Origin of the sequence: Citrobacter sp. C6_1 (assembly GCF_014596835.2) — a bacterium.
GTDB classification, from domain to species: domain Bacteria; phylum Pseudomonadota; class Gammaproteobacteria; order Enterobacterales; family Enterobacteriaceae; genus Citrobacter; species Citrobacter pasteurii.
On record NZ_CP115031.1, the window covers coordinates 3,322,739 to 3,338,616 of the forward strand.

General features: G+C 50.6%; 14 protein-coding genes. 5 read left to right on the forward strand and 9 right to left on the reverse strand.

Annotation, left to right across the window (positions count from 1 at the left end; translation table 11 throughout):
* Window positions 1–11: 11 nt before the first annotated feature.
* The 6 genes from IB196_RS16110 to ahpC form a co-directional block, all read right to left on the reverse strand.
* Window positions 12–779, reverse strand: coding sequence for a DmsC/YnfH family molybdoenzyme membrane anchor subunit (locus IB196_RS16110; RefSeq protein ID WP_040232571.1), 768 nt, complete (start codon window positions 777–779; stop codon window positions 12–14).
* On the reverse strand, window positions 779–1,336 hold the full coding sequence (locus IB196_RS16115; protein WP_005120856.1) for a 4Fe-4S dicluster domain-containing protein: 558 nt from the start codon (window positions 1,334–1,336) through the stop codon (window positions 779–781). Before IB196_RS16115 ends, IB196_RS16110 begins: the two co-directional genes overlap by 1 nt.
* Window positions 1,333–3,609 (reverse strand): molybdopterin-dependent oxidoreductase, encoded by a 2,277-nt coding sequence (locus IB196_RS16120; protein ID WP_040232573.1) that lies wholly within the window; start codon window positions 3,607–3,609, stop codon window positions 1,333–1,335. The genes IB196_RS16115 and IB196_RS16120 overlap by 4 nt, the downstream gene beginning before the upstream one ends.
* Window positions 3,606–4,160 carry a molecular chaperone TorD family protein gene (locus IB196_RS16125; protein WP_005120858.1) on the reverse strand — a complete coding sequence of 185 codons (555 nt, stop codon included), beginning with the start codon at window positions 4,158–4,160 and terminating at the stop codon, window positions 3,606–3,608. The genes IB196_RS16120 and IB196_RS16125 overlap by 4 nt, the downstream gene beginning before the upstream one ends.
* Window positions 4,161–4,383: 223 nt before the next feature.
* Complete coding sequence (gene ahpF, locus IB196_RS16130; protein ID WP_005120859.1) at window positions 4,384–5,949, reverse strand: alkyl hydroperoxide reductase subunit F; 1,566 nt, start codon at window positions 5,947–5,949, stop codon at window positions 4,384–4,386.
* 241 nt (window positions 5,950–6,190) lie between these two features.
* Window positions 6,191–6,754, reverse strand: a complete 564-nt coding sequence (ahpC, locus tag IB196_RS16135; RefSeq protein ID WP_002894394.1) for an alkyl hydroperoxide reductase subunit C — start codon at window positions 6,752–6,754, stop codon at window positions 6,191–6,193.
* Window positions 6,755–7,128: 374 nt separating this feature from the next.
* Here ahpC and dsbG point away from each other — a divergent pair, with 374 nt between their 5' ends.
* The 4 genes from dsbG (at window position 7,129) to IB196_RS16155 (ending at window position 10,989) form a co-directional block, all read left to right on the forward strand.
* Complete coding sequence (gene dsbG / locus IB196_RS16140) at window positions 7,129–7,875, forward strand: thiol:disulfide interchange protein DsbG (RefSeq protein ID WP_188231780.1); 747 nt, start codon at window positions 7,129–7,131, stop codon at window positions 7,873–7,875.
* Between the two features lie 225 nt (window positions 7,876–8,100).
* Window positions 8,101–9,042 (forward strand): LysR family transcriptional regulator, encoded by a 942-nt coding sequence (locus tag IB196_RS16145; protein WP_155021559.1) that lies wholly within the window; start codon window positions 8,101–8,103, stop codon window positions 9,040–9,042.
* Between the two features lie 121 nt (window positions 9,043–9,163).
* Entirely contained in the window at window positions 9,164–10,387 is a 1,224-nt protein-coding gene (locus tag IB196_RS16150) for a phosphoadenosine phosphosulfate reductase (RefSeq protein WP_040232578.1), read from the forward strand.
* On the forward strand, window positions 10,372–10,989 hold the full coding sequence (locus IB196_RS16155) for a ParB/RepB/Spo0J family partition protein (protein ID WP_005120864.1): 618 nt from the start codon (window positions 10,372–10,374) through the stop codon (window positions 10,987–10,989). Before IB196_RS16150 ends, IB196_RS16155 begins: the two co-directional genes overlap by 16 nt.
* 13 nt (window positions 10,990–11,002) lie before the next feature.
* Here IB196_RS16155 and IB196_RS16160 read toward each other — a convergent pair whose 3' ends face one another.
* Window positions 11,003–12,163 (reverse strand): pyridoxal phosphate-dependent aminotransferase, encoded by a 1,161-nt coding sequence (locus tag IB196_RS16160; protein ID WP_188231779.1) that lies wholly within the window; start codon window positions 12,161–12,163, stop codon window positions 11,003–11,005.
* 132 nt (window positions 12,164–12,295) lie between these two features.
* Here IB196_RS16160 and IB196_RS16165 point away from each other — a divergent pair, with 132 nt between their 5' ends.
* Window positions 12,296–13,384: an oxidoreductase gene (locus IB196_RS16165; RefSeq protein WP_040232580.1), complete on the forward strand. Its 1,089-nt coding sequence runs from the start codon at window positions 12,296–12,298 to the stop codon at window positions 13,382–13,384.
* 98 nt (window positions 13,385–13,482) lie between these two features.
* Here IB196_RS16165 and IB196_RS16170 read toward each other — a convergent pair whose 3' ends face one another.
* Window positions 13,483–13,680, reverse strand: coding sequence for a YbdD/YjiX family protein (locus tag IB196_RS16170; RefSeq protein ID WP_005123469.1), 198 nt, complete (start codon window positions 13,678–13,680; stop codon window positions 13,483–13,485).
* A 63-nt stretch (window positions 13,681–13,743) separates the two neighbouring features.
* Window positions 13,744–15,849: a pyruvate/proton symporter CstA gene (gene cstA / locus IB196_RS16175; protein WP_016152202.1), complete on the reverse strand. Its 2,106-nt coding sequence runs from the start codon at window positions 15,847–15,849 to the stop codon at window positions 13,744–13,746.
* Window positions 15,850–15,878: the final 29 nt, after the last annotated feature.

A 15,878-nucleotide genomic window follows, 5' to 3' on the forward strand; every position in this document is an offset into this window, starting at 1 on the left:
TTACCTCACAATCAATACAAGTGACCGATATTGACGATGGTGCTGACCGTATCGCCAAAGAATGTCAGACGACTCAGAAAGACGCCAACAAACAGCAGGATAAAGAGCACCTTAGCTCTACGCTCACCGTGACGGCTCAGCACGAATGCCAGCGCCAGGCACACCAGACTCGTCAGATAAAGCGGTGACGAAAGCCAGGCATGTGCCGTCATCTGCATGATGGTGCCGCCGCTTAACCAGATAATCGGCGCGGCGATCATGACCGCCATACATACAACAATCCCCTGGCGCAATGCGGCAACGGCAGGTGCAAGGTTAAGCAGTGGAATCGCCGCACAGCCCATGACCCATACCGTAGCAAAGAACAGCAGCATCGTCAGACCGTTGGCGATAGCGACCATTGCCGGTGCGGCATAGGTCATGCCTTGTACCGCTACCAGCGCGATCCCGAGAAAAGATGCCAGAACAGCCGGAACTTTGTGCCCTTTCGCCAGGAACACCACACCGACTGCCGCTCCGTACAAGGTTGCGCCAAGAATTTCGCGGCTCAACCAGGCATGCTGCAGGTTAATCAGGGCGTTGTAGGCGCGATCCGGGTGTGCGAGATGTAATACCGCCGCCACGGACGCCGCCGCCAGGATCAGTCCGCTAACCAGCCAGTAAAGACGTTTGCTTTCCAGTTTTCCGCGCAACGTGCGCAGCGTCAGAATGAGGGTGATCCCGACCGACATCTGGCTTAAAACCGTAAAAATCACCAGAGGAAGTTCATACTTTTCCATTACTTGCCCTCCGGTTGCTTGGGTTGACGCGCGAGGATAAAACGCGTGCCCGGATTAAGCTGCGGCATGCGCGGGAATCCCGGCGGATACTGCACGGCATTGTTCGGGATGGAATCAGCATCCAGATCAATAAGTGTAAGTGCACCTACCGGACAGGCATTCACGCACGCCGGCTGCATACCAACATCAAGGCGCTCGTAGCACATGCTGCATTTTTCCGCTTTCTTCGTCTCCTCATTAAAGCGCGGCGCACCGTATGGGCAGTTGCGGATACAGTTTTTGCATCCAATACAGCGCTCCGGGTTATGCACCACCACACCGTCCTCACGTTTGGTGTAAGCCTCAACCGGACAAGCCGCCAGGCAGGCCGGATTTTCGCAATGGTTACAGGCCAGCGAGTAGAATGCCCGCTCTTCATGCGGATAAATTTCTTTATCCAGCGGGTAAACATAGCGCCAGTAGCGTTCAGGCTCCAGTTGGTTAAAACTCTTACACGCCATCGCGCAGCCACGGCAGCCGATGCACTTATCGCTATTGACTAAAAACGCGCGTCTCATGCCGCAGCTCCTTCACTTCCTAACAGGGTAATATCAACAAATTGACTATGAATGGCCGCGCCGGGTGCGCCGGTCGCCATTTTGCCCATATCGGCCGGCGTGTCCTTAACCACGTTTTGTACGTTGTAACTAAGCTTGTTGAACCAGGACTCATACATCACAAGGAAATCTTCCGGCACGTTGGTGGTGATTTTGGCGCGCAATTCAACATGACCCGCTTCGTTGAAAACTTTAACGCGAGCGCCCTCGGTGATGCCTTTTTTCTGTGCGGCAAACGGATGGATATACACAAACGGTTCAGGCCAGAAAACCTGCATCCAGTCCAGATTCACAAACTGCGAGTGCAGTCCGTACTGGAGATGAGGCGTAAATAAATGGAACGGTAGTGCGCCTTTAGCACCGGCCTTATATTCCGGCAAGGCTGTGTGACCATTTTCCGCACAGCGTTCTGATTTGAATTCGTACTTGCCCGATGGTGTTTTAAATTTGCGATCGTACCAGGCCGCTGTGCTGACCATTTTCGCTTTGCGCGGCCCTTCAAGCAGATCGTCCCAGCCCGCAATACCAAACTGTTTACCCATCGCCTCGTTGAACTCCTGATCCAACCAGCGTTTGGCATTAAACTCCTGCGGGAAAGTACACGAACCCGGCTCCAGCTTATTGATGGTCTTAGATAACAACGCGGCGATTTCCGGATCGCTTTTGCACTCATACAGCGGTTTAATGGCTGGTTCGTTGACGGACAACCAGTAGTGCCAATAAGACGAGGAAACATCCCACTGCTCAAACGTGGTGGTAACAGGCAAGACGATATCGGCGTGCTGCACGGTTTCGTTGAAGAATTGATCGACACAAACCACCATCTCCAGTTTATCGAACGCTTTCACCATCTTGTTGCGGTCGAAATCCTGAGCAAACGGGTTTTTAGACGCGACCCACAGCATTCTTACTGGCGGTTCGCTGGCGTCGAGGATCCCCTGCGCCGTCTGGTTGATGTTCAACGCACGGTCGGAGTATTCGCTCTTTTCACCGCTATCGCTGACAAACTCACCCACCGGGCCACCAGCGCCTTTCATCCCGACAGATCCCACCGGAGGTTTCTGCATCATGCCATGGTAGTTGTAACCCCAGGTCTGCAGATGACCGTAGCGAGCACCACCGCCCTCAATGCCGATGTTGCCGGTCATCGCGACAAATGCGTCGATCGCTCGGACGTTAGCCCCGCCGTTGACATGGCGCTGCATCCCGTAGCCAATCCACACCGTGGCGGGATTTACCGCCGTAAACTCTTCCGCTAACTGGCGGATGACATCAGCCGGCAGGCCACAAATTTCAGATGCCCACTCTACGGTAACACTGTTGCGCAGATAGGCTTCAAATTCGGCATAGCCATGGGAATAGTTGTTGACGAAATCCTGATCAACCAGGTCTTTGTCTACCAGGTGACGCGCCATACCGAGCGCCAGCGCACCATCAGAACCCGGACGAACGCGCAGGTACAGATCGGCTTTGGCTGCGGTTTGCGTCAGCAGTGGGTCAATCACCACGACCTTCGCCCCTTTCTCACGAGCCTGATAGATGTACTTCATGGTGTGCATCGAGCACCACGCCGGGTTTGCTCCCCAAATAATAATGTATTTGGCTTTAACAAAATCTTCCGGGTCGTTGCACCACATATCGCCCATGTCGTAGTTCTGCGCATCAATACCCGCAGGCCAACATGGCGTACCGGCAAAACGGGTGGTGTAACCCAGAGAAGACATCATCCCTTCAACGGCATACCCCATCACGCCAAGATTGCCTGAGTATTTTGATAGTGCCAGCCCCAACATTGAGCCGTCTTTCTTTTTGATCTCCAGCATCTTGCTGGCAATGCGCTGCATCGCCTCATCCCAGGAAACCCGACGCCATTTACCGCTGCCACGGCCATCCTGAACCATCGGATACTTAATGCGGTCGGGGCTGTATACCCGACGCGGATACGTCAGTCCTTTAACGCAAGGCGTTCCGTGCGTGAAGGTAGACTCCGACGCACCTTCTACAAAGGTGATAACGTCATCCTTCACCCAGGTTTTCATGCTACAGGTGTCATAGCAGTTACGCGGACACGCATTGCGGAAAATTTTATACGTCTTAGGGTTAAACGGAACCGGCGGCTGCGCATAAGCACAGCGGGATGACAACAGCCCGCCCGGTAAAGCCGCTACCGTGCCCAGTACAACCAATCCCTTTAAAAAAGAACGTCTGTTCAGAAGTCCCGGATCATTGCTCATAGTGATACTCTCGTGTTTAATTCATCAAGCCAAAAAGACAATTTTTCCGCTACGCTTTTCAATGTGGCGGTTTGTGCATTTCTATTTATTTTTTCGATATACTCGGGAACCCAACTCGCTATATACTCTTTTGTATAGCAATTAAGTGCGACTTGATACTCAGAAGACACCCTGGCGTTAGCCGATAATAAAACCGTCAATTCCAATACATAAGAAATATGATCATCAGGAATATTATTCGCGTTATTTATGGATAGGCCTATGCTTACCATAAACTCCCGAATGTTCAGGGTTGATTTACCCATCACAAGGGCATCTTCTTCGAGATAAACTGACGCGAACGGTGCGGCCTTTAGCGTCTGCGGCCCGACAAATAGCGCATTGAAGTCATACTCCGCTTCCCGCCACTCCTGCTCTGTTAACGTTGAGGCATTTTTATCCAGAGCTGAATAAGCCTCTTTCAACGTAGAGCCATCATAAGAGATAAAAAAATCACGCAACAATAACCCTGTCGATTCAAAGCTCGTCAGGGTTTCATAAATTTCACCCATGAATTAACCAACCATTTATTCATACAACAAATAAAAAATAATGCAGGTTAATATAATAAAGAAAACGCTAACACTTTCTTTGACCAAAGAAATGATCAGGCTAACTAAAATAATGATTTATGCGGTTTATTGTTTCAAGAATTGACAATTTGCGAGAGGCGGAAATAAAAAAACCGCCAGCAGATAGCTAGCGGTTTGAGTATTGCAGGTGAGTCTTACTTTTTTATGCTGTCGTCGTGCGGATCAAATAATCAAAGGAACTCAGCGATGCTTTCGCGCCCTCGCCAGTGGCGATGATGATCTGCTTGTACGGTACGGTTGTACAATCCCCCGCAGCAAAAACACCCTTCACGCTGGTTTCGCACTTGGCATCAATGATGATTTCACCCATGCGGTTACGCTCAACGGCGCCTTCCAGCCAGTTCGTATTCGGTAACAGGCCAATCTGCACAAAAATACCCGCCAGTTCCACATTGTGGATATCACCGCTGACGCGGTCACGATACTCCAGACCGGTGACTTTACTGCCGTCGCCTTTCACTTCTGTGGTTTGCGCATTCAGAATAATGTCGACGTTTTTCAGACTGCGTACTTTATTCTGCAGAACCTGATCGGCCTTCATTTCCGGGGCAAATTCCAGCAACGTCACGTGCTCGACGATACCCGCCAGATCGATAGCCGCTTCAACACCCGAGTTACCGCCACCTATCACCGCGACACGCTTACCTTTAAACAGCGGGCCATCACAGTGCGGGCAGTAGGTTACGCCCTTGGTGCGATACTGATCTTCACCCGGAACATTCATGTTGCGCCATTTTGCGCCAGTAGCAATGATGATGCTGCGTGCTTTCAGCACCGCACCGGAAGCCGTTTCAATCTGATGCAAACCACCTTCCTGAGCTGCCGGAACCAGTTTGCTCGCGCTCTGACTGTCGATCACATCAACATCGTAATCATCAACGTGCGCTTTCAGCGCGCCGGCCAGCTTCTGGCCTTCGGTTTTCGGTACGGAGATGTAGTTTTCGATATCAACAGTATCAAGAACCTGACCGCCAAAGCGTTCGCCCATCAGACCGGTGCGAATACCTTTACGTGCAGAGTACACCGCAGCCGCTGCCCCGGCTGGACCCGAACCGACGATCAGCACATCGTAAGCATCACGCTTGTTCAACTCTTCCGCTGCGCGTTTTTCTGCGCCCGTATCAACTTTCGCTACGATTTCAGTCAGCGTCATGCGGCCCTGACCAAACTCTTTACCGTTCATATAGACCGCCGGAACGCCCATGACGTTACGGTCAGTAATTTCGTTCTGGAATGTACCGCCATCAATCGCCGTATGCTTGATACGCGGATTCAGCACGGACATCAGGTTCAGCGCTTGCACCACATCCGGACAATTATGGCAGGACAGTGAATAATAGGTTTCAAACTCAAAATCCCCGTCGAGGTCGCGGATCTGCTCCAGCAGTGACTGTGCCTCTTTCGACGGATGACCGCCTGTCCACAATAGCGCCAGAACCAGAGAGGTAAACTCATGACCCAATGGAGAGCCGGCAAAACGTGGCCCCTGGTGAGAACCCGGGTTGGTTATCAGGAACGATGGCTTACGTACAGCCAGAGTATTATCTTCTTTAAAGGTGACTTTCTCTGACAGTTCAGCAATTTCAGTCAGCAGTTCCTTAATTTCTGCCGATTTAGCGCTGTCATCCAGCGTAGCAATCAGCTCAACAGGTTTGGTCAGTTTCTCAAGATAAGCCTTGAGCTGGGTTTTCATATTTGTGTCGAGCATTATTCTTCCCTCTCTGAAAACATCATCATGCAAGCCGGATTCGCGGAGCCGCATCAATGCAACTTGCGTCATGGTGCTGGAATAAAATGGGCGCGCCTGCGCCCATGACTGACGTAATTTCCTAAGTATTTCGCGTCAGAGCAAGGCGGCTAGCCTGAGAATCCCCGGGAGCTTACAGAAGTAAGTGACCGGGGTGAGCAGGCGACGCCAACACGGCTATGACGTGAAAGACGACGGAAATTTAGATTTTACCAACCAGGTCCAGGGACGGAGCCAGAGTGGCTTCGCCTTCTTTCCACTTAGCCGGGCAAACTTCGCCAGGGTGGGAAGCGACATACTGTGCAGCTTTAATTTTGCGCAGCAGGTCAGACGCATCACGGCCGATACCTTCAGCGGTAACTTCGATTGCCTGGATGATGCCCTGCGGGTCAACAACGAAGGTTGCGCGGTCAGCCAGACCTTCATCTTCACGCATGTTGTCGAAGTTACGGGTCAGGGCGCCAGTCGGGTCGCCGATCATCGCATATTTGATTTTCGCGATGGTTTCAGAGCTGCTGTGCCATGCTTTGTGAGTAAAGTGAGTGTCGGTAGAAACAGAGTAAACGTCCACACCCAGTTTCTGCAGTTCTTCGTAATGGTCAGCAACGTCGCCCAGCTCGGTCGGACATACGAACGTAAAATCAGCCGGGTAGAAGAAGAAGACACTCCAACGACCTTCGGTATCTTTCTCGGTTACTTCGATGAACTCACCGTTTTTGAACGCCTGGTTTTTGAAAGGTTTAATTTTGGTATTAATCAAAGACATCTGTACTTCCTCCGTGTTTTCGTTGAGGGATAAGTTAACGAAAATCATTGATAAGGGCTAATGCGTTTCCTTTATCAAATCAATAAGCGTTAACTAACAACCGACTCAACCGCATGTTGTAAACCCTATTCTAAAAGTAAAAAAGGCTCCCTTTGCAGGGAGCCTCATTACCCGAGTTACCCGCAAGTAACTTCAGTGCCAGCAGAACTGGCTATGTGTTGCGCTCTACATTACCTTAACCAAGGTCGTAACAGCGATTGGGATTACATCACCCAACTACCGAAAGGGCAATCGACAGACTGTCGATCTTACCTATGGCTGCGATAGGTTTTGCAACTTAACTCCCTTTCCTTCTAATTTTATAAGGAAAATCAATGTTTAAACGTACATTACTCTTAGCTCTGCTCCCTGCTGTCGTCCACGCTGAAGAGCTTCCTGCCCCCGTTAAAGCGATTGAGAAACAGGGCATTACGATTTTGAAGTCGTTCGACGCTCCGGGAGGCATGAAAGGTTATCTGGGAAAATATCAGGACATGGGGGTCACTATCTATGTGACGCCTGATGGAAAACAGGCGATCTCCGGCTATATGTATAACGAGAAAGGTGAAAACCTGAGTAATGCGCTGATAGAAAAAGAAATCTATGCACCTGCCGGGCGCGAGATGTGGCAACGAATGGAAAAAGCGTCGTGGATTCTGGACGGCAAAAAAGACGCGCCGGTTATTGTGTATGTGTTTGCCGATCCATTCTGCCCGTATTGCAAACAATTCTGGCAACAGGCGCGCCCGTGGGTTGAGTCCGGCAACGTTCAATTACGCACGTTGTTGGTCGGCGTGATTAAGCCCGAAAGTCCCACAACCGCTGCGGCCATTCTGGCAAGCAAGAACCCCGCTAAAACCTGGCACGACTATGAAGCCTCCGGCGGCAAAATGACGCTGACACTGCCAGCAACCCCGCCTGCCAGGCAAATGAAGGCGTTGAATATCAACCAAAAACTAATGGACGATTTAGGCGCCAATGTAACGCCAGCCATTTATTACATGAGCAAAGATAATACCCTGCAACAGGCAATAGGTTTGCCCGATAAAGAGAAGCTGGATATTATCATGGGAGCCAAATAAATATACGCAACGAATGATTGATATTATTTTCATATCAATCATTCTTCTTTTTCACATCAATCAACCCGTTAGCACTTTTTACCGAAAAAATAACCCTGCCTGTGCTATTTTAAGTAGTAGTAAACTATTCATTAAGTTTAACATGCATATGAGATGGAAATGCGTTGCAACTTACACATAACAAAACAGAATGTTTAATAACAAAACTAAAACAGGAATTAGCGTATGGCTAACCTTTACGACCTCAAAAAATTCGATCTCAACCTGCTGGTTATTTTCGAGTGTATCTATCAAAATCTGAGCATAAGCAAAGCCGCCGAAACGCTTTTTATTACCCCCTCAGCCGTTAGCCAGTCGCTACAAAGGCTTCGCACCCAATTCAATGATCCTTTGTTTACTCGGGCAGGGAAAGGCATTACGCCTACCATAACAGCGGTCAATCTACACCATCACCTTGAGAACAATCTTAACAGTCTGGAAGAAACAATAAATATTATGCACAGCTCCAGTCTGAAGAAAAAATTTGTCATTTACAGCCCGCAAATTATCAATAATGCCTACATAAGTGAGTTAATTAAATTTATCAGAGAAGACAAATATGTTGAAATTGAACATCGTGATATTCTGATAACATCGGAAACCGCTGAAGACTTACTCGCCTACCGTAAAGCGGATGTTGTCATTACGACATCACCGATCGTTAACCGCTCGATTATATGTACCCCATTCAGGACAATTGAGACCGTATTGGTCTGTTGCAAAAACCACCCCAGAATAAATGAAAAAACAACGTTAAATGAAATACTGGAAGAACAGTTTACGCGGTATCTCTCTGACGATGCTGGTATAAAAGAGTACCAGTCGGAAACAAATTATTTTCTTGCCAATCGTAAATCCGGGTTCTCTAGTGATTCACTAATGTCAATTATCAACGTTATATCTATTACAGATATTATTGGTTTCATCCCTCAATCAACCTTTGAATCATATTCGTCATCACTCAATTTAAAGAAAATCAAAACAGATATTAAGCCGCCATCAATGAATCTATTTTTAATGTACAATCGGGCATCACTTAACAACAAAAATTTTGAGAATTTCATAACAAAAATAGACAAAAAAACTAAGGAAAGTGACACATTAAAGAATCATAAATATATTAAATAAAAAAAATTTTAAATACATTAGGTGAATGTATTTAAAGGTTGCACGCTTCGTAAATTGGCATATCTTATTCAGAGTATACATTAGAGATGTTATTCTTTTATTCTTTCAGTATGGACTTGCTATGTCTGTTTACAAAATTCCTCTGAGTCAGAGCGTACTGGCAGCCGCTCAGGAACGCATTACCTGGACTTTGGAAACACTGCCCCGCGTGTGCGTTTCACTGTCTGGAGGGAAAGACTCCGGGCTCATGATGCATCTCACCGCCACTCTTGCGCGCCAGTTACATAAAAAAATAAGCGTATTGTTTATTGACTGGGAAGCCCAGTTCTCTTGCACTATCGACTACGTTGAAGCGCTACGAGAACGCTATTCTGACGTTATAGAACATTTTTATTGGGTAGCAATACCGCTCACCACCCAAAATTCTCTCTCACAATTTCAACCGGAATGGCAGTGTTGGGAACCCAATACACAATGGGTGCGGCAACCACCAGCAGATGCGATTACCGATCCCAGTTTCTTTCATTTCTACCAACCTGGCATGACCTTTGAACACTTCGTTCGTGAGTTCGCTGACTGGTTTTCAGAAAAACGTCCTGCGGCAATGATGGTGGGCATCCGTGCCGACGAGTCATATAACCGTTTTGTCGCCATTGCCCATTCGCGTAAGCAACGTTTTGCCGATGACAAACCGTGGACTACCGCCGCACCGGGAGGACACGCCTGGTATATCTATCCGATGTATGACTGGAAAACAGCCGATATCTGGACATGGTTTGCGAAAACAAAAATGCCATGCAACCCCCTGTATAACCTGATGTACCAGGCCGGCGTACCAACACGATATATGCGCATTTGCGAACCCTTTGGTCCGGAACAACGCCAGGGACTGTGGCTGTATCATGTTATTGAGCCACAGCGATGGGCAGCCATGTGCACCCGGGTTAGCGGCGTTAAAAGCGGCGGAATATACGCCGGTCATGACAACCATTTTTACGGCCACCGGAAAATATTAAAACCGGAGCATTTAAGCTGGCAAGCGTACGCTATGCTGCTATTAGACAGCATGCCGCAACAAACCGCAGAGCACTACCGCAACAAAATCGCCGTCTATTTACAGTGGTACAAGAAAAAGGGGATCGATGATATTCCTCAAACCCAGGAAAACGATATTGGTTCTAAAGATATCCCCTCATGGAGACGGATCTGCAAAGTACTGCTGAATAATGACTACTGGTGTCGGGCACTCTCATTCAGTCCCACAAAAATGAAAAACTATCAGCGTTATAACGAACGTATGAAAACCAAACGCCAGGAATGGGGGATCTTATGCAACGACGACTAACTCAGGAACTCACTGGTTTTCTTTCTGGCCTTTCAGAAGAAGAACGAATTGAAGCAATCAATGAATTCAGGATCGCAATCCATAGCGTCAGTCCTTTCCGTGAAGAACCGGTAGACTGCGTTCTGTGGATCAAAAACAACGCTATTTCGCCAAATGATTACAACCCAAATAACGTTGCGCCGCCGGAGAAAAAGCTACTGCTGAAATCCATTGAAGCCGATGGCTTCACACAGCCGATCGTCGTGGTTCAATCAACCCCGGAAGAATATGAAATCGTCGACGGATTCCATCGACATGAAATAGGCAAAAACAAATCATCGCTAAAATCACGCCTGAAAGGTTATCTGCCCGTTACCTGCCTGCAACGCGGGCGTCATGAGCGCATGGCGGCGACAATCCGCCACAATCGTGCCCGTGGGCGGCATCAAATCCATGCCATGTCGGAAATCGTTCGTGAATTATCACAATTAGGCTGGAGCGAAGAGAAAATCGGTCAAGAGCTGGGAATGGATAGCGACGAAGTCTTACGTCTGAAGCAAATCAACGGTCTGCAAGAGTTATTTGCCGACCGTCGATTCTCCAAAGCCTGGACGGTGAAGTAGCGAAATCACGTTACTACAGCGCAACCAGGCGTTCTGCCGCTGCCAGCAGCGTCGATTCTTGCTTAGCAAAACACAGGCGAATCAGCTTATGTGGGAAAGGATCGGCGCAGAAAACCGACAGTGGGATCGCCGCCACGCCGACCTCTTTAGTCAGCCATTGGCAAAATTCCACATCGTTGAGATCAGAAACAGCACTGTAATCAATCAGCAAAAAGTACGTCCCTTCGCAGGGTAGTATTTCCAGCCGACTGTCACGCAGCGCATTCACCAGCACATCACGTTTTCTCTGATAAAACGCGGGCAGCTCACGGTAGTGCGTCGGATCTTCGCGCAGCATATCCGCCAGCGCCAGTTGTGCCGGCGTGTTGACCGAGAAGGTTAAATACTGATGGACCTTACGTAACTCCGCGCTGATAGCCGGTGGCGCAACGCAGTACCCCACTTTCCAGCCCGTCATATGATAGGTTTTGCCAAATGATGAAACGGCAACTGCGCGCTCCCTTAGTTGCGGATGCGCCAGCACGCTGGCATGTCCATGCGTGGCAAAACAGATATGCTCGTAGACTTCGTCACTGACAACATAAATCTCATGCCCGTTAATGGCCTGCCATAACGCCTCAAAGTCCGCCTTCTGCCATACTGTAGCCGAAGGGTTGTGCGGCGTATTTAGGATCACCAGCCGGGTGCGGTCACTGATTAGCGCAGCAAATTCCTGCCAGTCGACGCGAAAAGACGGCGGTTGCAGCGCGATGCGTTTAACCACGCCGCCGGATAATTCGATCGCGGGCGCATAGCTGTCGTAGCTCGGGTCAAAACATATCACCTCATCGCCAGGCCGTACCAGTGCCGTAATGGCGGCATACAGCGCTTCTGTCGCCCCTGCCGTTACCGTCACGTCACTGTTTGCATCCGGCTTGTAGCCATACAGTTCGGCGGTTTTATCGGCAATGGCGTCGCGCAGCGACTGTACGCCCGTCATCGGCGCATACTGGTTTGCGCCATGCGCGACGTGATACGCCAGACGTTCTTGTAAGAAGAGTGGACCATCAAAATCAGGAAATCCCTGCGAGAGGTTAATGGCCTGGTGATGCTGCGCCAGCGCGCTCATTTGCGTGAAAATAGTGGTGCCCAGATTAGGCAGTTTGCTTTGCGGAATCAGCGGGTTATTACTCATTATTGTTATCCCAGCGTGTGATGTTGTGGTTGAAGCCACTATAGCACGATGCTAGTATTTGGCAATCAAGACGTTCAGACGTCTATATAAAAATAACCTGCCTGGACAGGACAGCCAAAAGGACAACACAACATGAGTAATACCGAGATTCGCGTCGTCACCGGCCCGGCCAACTATTTTTCCCATCCCGGCAGCCTGTCGAGACTCAACGATTTTTTCACAAAGGATCAACTCTCACGCGCCGTCTGGGTATATGGTGAGCGCGCCATCGATGCAGCCCGACCTTATCTGCCTGAGGCCTTTCATCTTGCCGATGCTAAACGCCTGCTGTTTACGGGTCATTGCAGCGAAAAAGATGTTGGGCAACTGGCAACAGAGTCAGGAGAGAATCGCAGCGTGGTGATTGGCGTGGGCGGCGGGACATTGCTCGACGCCGCCAAAGCGCTGGCGCGCCGCCTTGGTTTACCCTTTGTGGCAATCCCAACCATTGCCGCCACCTGTGCAGCCTGGACGCCGCTCTCCGTGTGGTACAACGATGCAGGTCAGGCACTGCATTTCGAAATTTTCGATGATGCTAATTTTTTGGTGCTGGTGGAGCCAGAGATCGTGCTTAATGCGCCAGACGCATATTTGCTGGCCGGTATCGGGGACACGTTGGCGAAATGGTACGAAGCGGTTGTGCTCGCCCCACAGCCTGAAACCTTGCCGCTGACTGTACGTCTGGGCATCAACGGCGCACTGGCGATCCGCGACGTTCTCCTTCAGAGCAGCGAGCAGGCGCTGGCAGATAAGCAGCGTGGTGAACTGACCCGTGCATTTTGCGACGTGGTGGATGCGATCATTGCTGGCGGTGGTATGGTCGGCGGTCTGGGTGAGCGCTACACCCGCGTGGCGGCGGCACACTCGGTGCATAATGGCCTGACCGTCCTCCCGCAAACAGAGAAGTTTTTACATGGCACCAAAGTAGCTTACGGCATACTGGTACAGAGCGCGCTGTTGGGACAAGATGATGTGCTAACGCAGTTAATTACCGCTTATCAGCGCTTCAATTTACCAACACGGTTGGCTCAACTGGAAGTGGACATCAATAACCACACCGAAATCGATAAGATGATTGCGCATACCCTGCGCCCGGTGGAGTCCATTCATGCGCTGCCGGTGAAGTTAACACCGGAAACACTGCGTGCGGCATTTGAGAAGGTAGAGACGTTTACGGTGTGACTATGGTGCAGGTTGCCTGATGGCGGCGTCGCCTTATCAGGCCTACAGCCAATGCAATGTTGTAGGCCGGATAAGCGTCAGCGCCATCCGGCAAAAAATCAACAGCACTTCGCGCCACCTTTCCCCCCATAGCGCGCATCCTGGCGCTCGCGGAAAAATTCTTCATAAGTCATTGGCACCTGGTCCGGATGCGTAACACGCATATGCTCGACATAGTTGTCATAATCCGGCACACCAATCATCAATCGGGCGGTTTGCCCTAAATATTTCCCGGCTTTAGAGAGCGTTTCAAACATAGTAGTTTCCTGTCGTACAAACGCCCTCCCCGTTAAGGAGAGGGCTTTTTCGTTAAGAGAATATTAGTGCGCGCCTTTCGCCTGCGCCACAATCTCTTCAACATTCTCGGGCATCGGTTCGTACGGTGTTTCTTTCGACGTTGGTTTGTCCTCTTTCAACGCGGCCAGCGCAGTTTTAATGGAGAACAGACCCAGTACCACCACGACCACCATGAAGAAGATGGTCAAGCCAGCATCAAGACGGTTGTTAAATACCAGTTGCGTCAGCTGCGACTGAGTGTACTGTGCCGGAATATTACCGCTGTCGATCATCGCCTGGAACTTGTTAGCGATAGCCAGGAAGCCGATTTTCGCATCCGGGCTAAACGCTTTCTGCCAGCCCGCGGTCAGCGTACAAATCAGCAGCCAGGCGGTTGGCACCAGCGCGACCCATGCGTAGCGCTGGCGTTTCATCTTGAACAGGACGACCGCACACAGCATCAACGCCATACCAGCCAGCATCTGGTTGGCGATACCGAACAGCGGCCACAGGGTATTAATACCGCCTAACGGATCGACCACGCCCTGGTGCAGGAAGTAACCCCAGGCCAGTACACACAACGCGGTTGCCAGCAGGTTCGCCGGTAGCGAGTCGGTCCGTTTCAGCCCAGGTGAAACGACGCCCAGCAGATCCTGCAGCATAAAGCGCGCGGCACGGGTACCCGCATCAACTGCCGTCAGGATGAACAGGGCTTCAAACAGAATGGCGAAGTGATACCAGAACGCCACATCCATCATGCCGCCCAGCGCGCCGTGCAGAATGTAAGCCATCCCCACGGCCAGCGTCGGCGCTCCTCCTGCGCGGGAAATAATGGATTGTTCGCCGACATCGTTCGCAATCTGATGCAGCGTATCAGGCGTGATAACAAAGCCCCAACTGCTCACGACCTGTGCCGCTGACGCAACCACATCGGTGGTTCCGGCAGGTGCCAATACAGCCATCGGGCTGTTCATCGCAAAGTAAACGCCCGGGTCGATAACGCAGGCCGCCACCAGCGCCATAATGGCGACAAAGGATTCCATCAGCATCCCGCCGTAGCCGATAAAACAGGCCTGACCTTCATTCGCCAGCATCTTCGGCGTAGTGCCGGAGGCAATCAGCGCGTGGAAACCAGAGACCGCACCGCAGGCGATGGTAATAAACAGGAACGGGAACAGGTTACCGCTCCAGACCGGGCCGGTACCATCAACAAACTTGGTCAATGCAGGCATCGTCAGCGTGGGACGCATGATCAGAATACCCACGGCCAGACCCACAATGGTACCAATCTTCAGGAAGGTCGAGAGGTAATCTCGCGGTGCCAGCAGCAACCATACCGGCAACACGGCAGCCACGAAACCGTAGCCCACCAGCATCCACGTCAGCTGTACACCGGTAAAGTCAAAATACGGTGCCCAGGTCGGGCTTTCCGCAACCCAGCCGCCGGAAATAATGGCAAATACCAGGAACACCAGACCGATGACTGACACTTCGCCAATACGCCCCGGACGCAGATAGCGTAGGTAAATCCCCATAAAGATCGCCAGCGGGATGGTGAATGCGACGGTATAGGTTCCCCACGGGCTGTGCGTCAGTGCTTTCACGACGATCATTGCCAACACGGCAAGGATAATCACCATGATCATAAAACAGGCCACCAGCGCAATTACACCGGCTGTAGGACCCATCTCTTCTTTCACCAGTTCGCCAAGGGAACGACCATCGCGACGGGTAGAAACAAACAGCACCATAAAGTCCTGCACCGCGCCGGCCAACACTACCCCGGCGAGCAGCCAGATCATCCCCGGCAGATAGCCCATTTGCGCCGCCAGCACCGGTCCAACTAACGGACCCGCTCCGGCAATTGCCGCAAAATGGTGGCCAAACAGTACTTTTTTATCGGTAGGAACATAATCGAGCCCGTCGTTATGGCGCACGGCTGGCGTCATACGCGTCGGGTCCAGCGCCAGTACATTTTTCGCAATGTACAAGCCGTAGAAACGGTAAGCGATAAGGTAGACACAGACCGACGCCACAACTATCCACAAGGCGTTGATCTGTTCACCACGGTTTAATGCGATATAGCCGAGGGCAAATGCTCCCATTACGGAGAGCACTGTCCAGACGAGGTACTTCCCTGATTTGTTCATAGTTGTTATCCGTTGTCCGATCCAGAGAG

What these genes read in the sequence shown, in the direction of transcription:
- IB196_RS16160 (WP_188231779.1), bottom strand. Translation starts at nt 12,163, where the DNA reads ATGAGTAATAACCCGCTGATTCCGCAAAGCAAACTGCCTAATCTGGGC.
- IB196_RS16150 (WP_040232578.1), top strand. Translation starts at nt 9,164, where the DNA reads ATGTCTGTTTACAAAATTCCTCTGAGTCAGAGCGTACTGGCAGCCGCT.
- IB196_RS16145 (WP_155021559.1), top strand. Translation starts at nt 8,101, where the DNA reads ATGGCTAACCTTTACGACCTCAAAAAATTCGATCTCAACCTGCTGGTT.
- cstA (WP_016152202.1), bottom strand. Translation starts at nt 15,849, where the DNA reads ATGAACAAATCAGGGAAGTACCTCGTCTGGACAGTGCTCTCCGTAATG.
- ahpF (WP_005120859.1), bottom strand. Translation starts at nt 5,949, where the DNA reads ATGCTCGACACAAATATGAAAACCCAGCTCAAGGCTTATCTTGAGAAA.
- IB196_RS16120 (WP_040232573.1), bottom strand. Translation starts at nt 3,609, where the DNA reads ATGAGCAATGATCCGGGACTTCTGAACAGACGTTCTTTTTTAAAGGGA.
- IB196_RS16155 (WP_005120864.1), top strand. Translation starts at nt 10,372, where the DNA reads ATGCAACGACGACTAACTCAGGAACTCACTGGTTTTCTTTCTGGCCTT.
- dsbG (WP_188231780.1), top strand. Translation starts at nt 7,129, where the DNA reads ATGTTTAAACGTACATTACTCTTAGCTCTGCTCCCTGCTGTCGTCCAC.
- IB196_RS16170 (WP_005123469.1), bottom strand. Translation starts at nt 13,680, where the DNA reads ATGTTTGAAACGCTCTCTAAAGCCGGGAAATATTTAGGGCAAACCGCC.
- IB196_RS16125 (WP_005120858.1), bottom strand. Translation starts at nt 4,160, where the DNA reads ATGGGTGAAATTTATGAAACCCTGACGAGCTTTGAATCGACAGGGTTA.
- IB196_RS16110 (WP_040232571.1), bottom strand. Translation starts at nt 779, where the DNA reads ATGGAAAAGTATGAACTTCCTCTGGTGATTTTTACGGTTTTAAGCCAG.
- IB196_RS16165 (WP_040232580.1), top strand. Translation starts at nt 12,296, where the DNA reads ATGAGTAATACCGAGATTCGCGTCGTCACCGGCCCGGCCAACTATTTT.
- ahpC (WP_002894394.1), bottom strand. Translation starts at nt 6,754, where the DNA reads ATGTCTTTGATTAATACCAAAATTAAACCTTTCAAAAACCAGGCGTTC.
- IB196_RS16115 (WP_005120856.1), bottom strand. Translation starts at nt 1,336, where the DNA reads ATGAGACGCGCGTTTTTAGTCAATAGCGATAAGTGCATCGGCTGCCGT.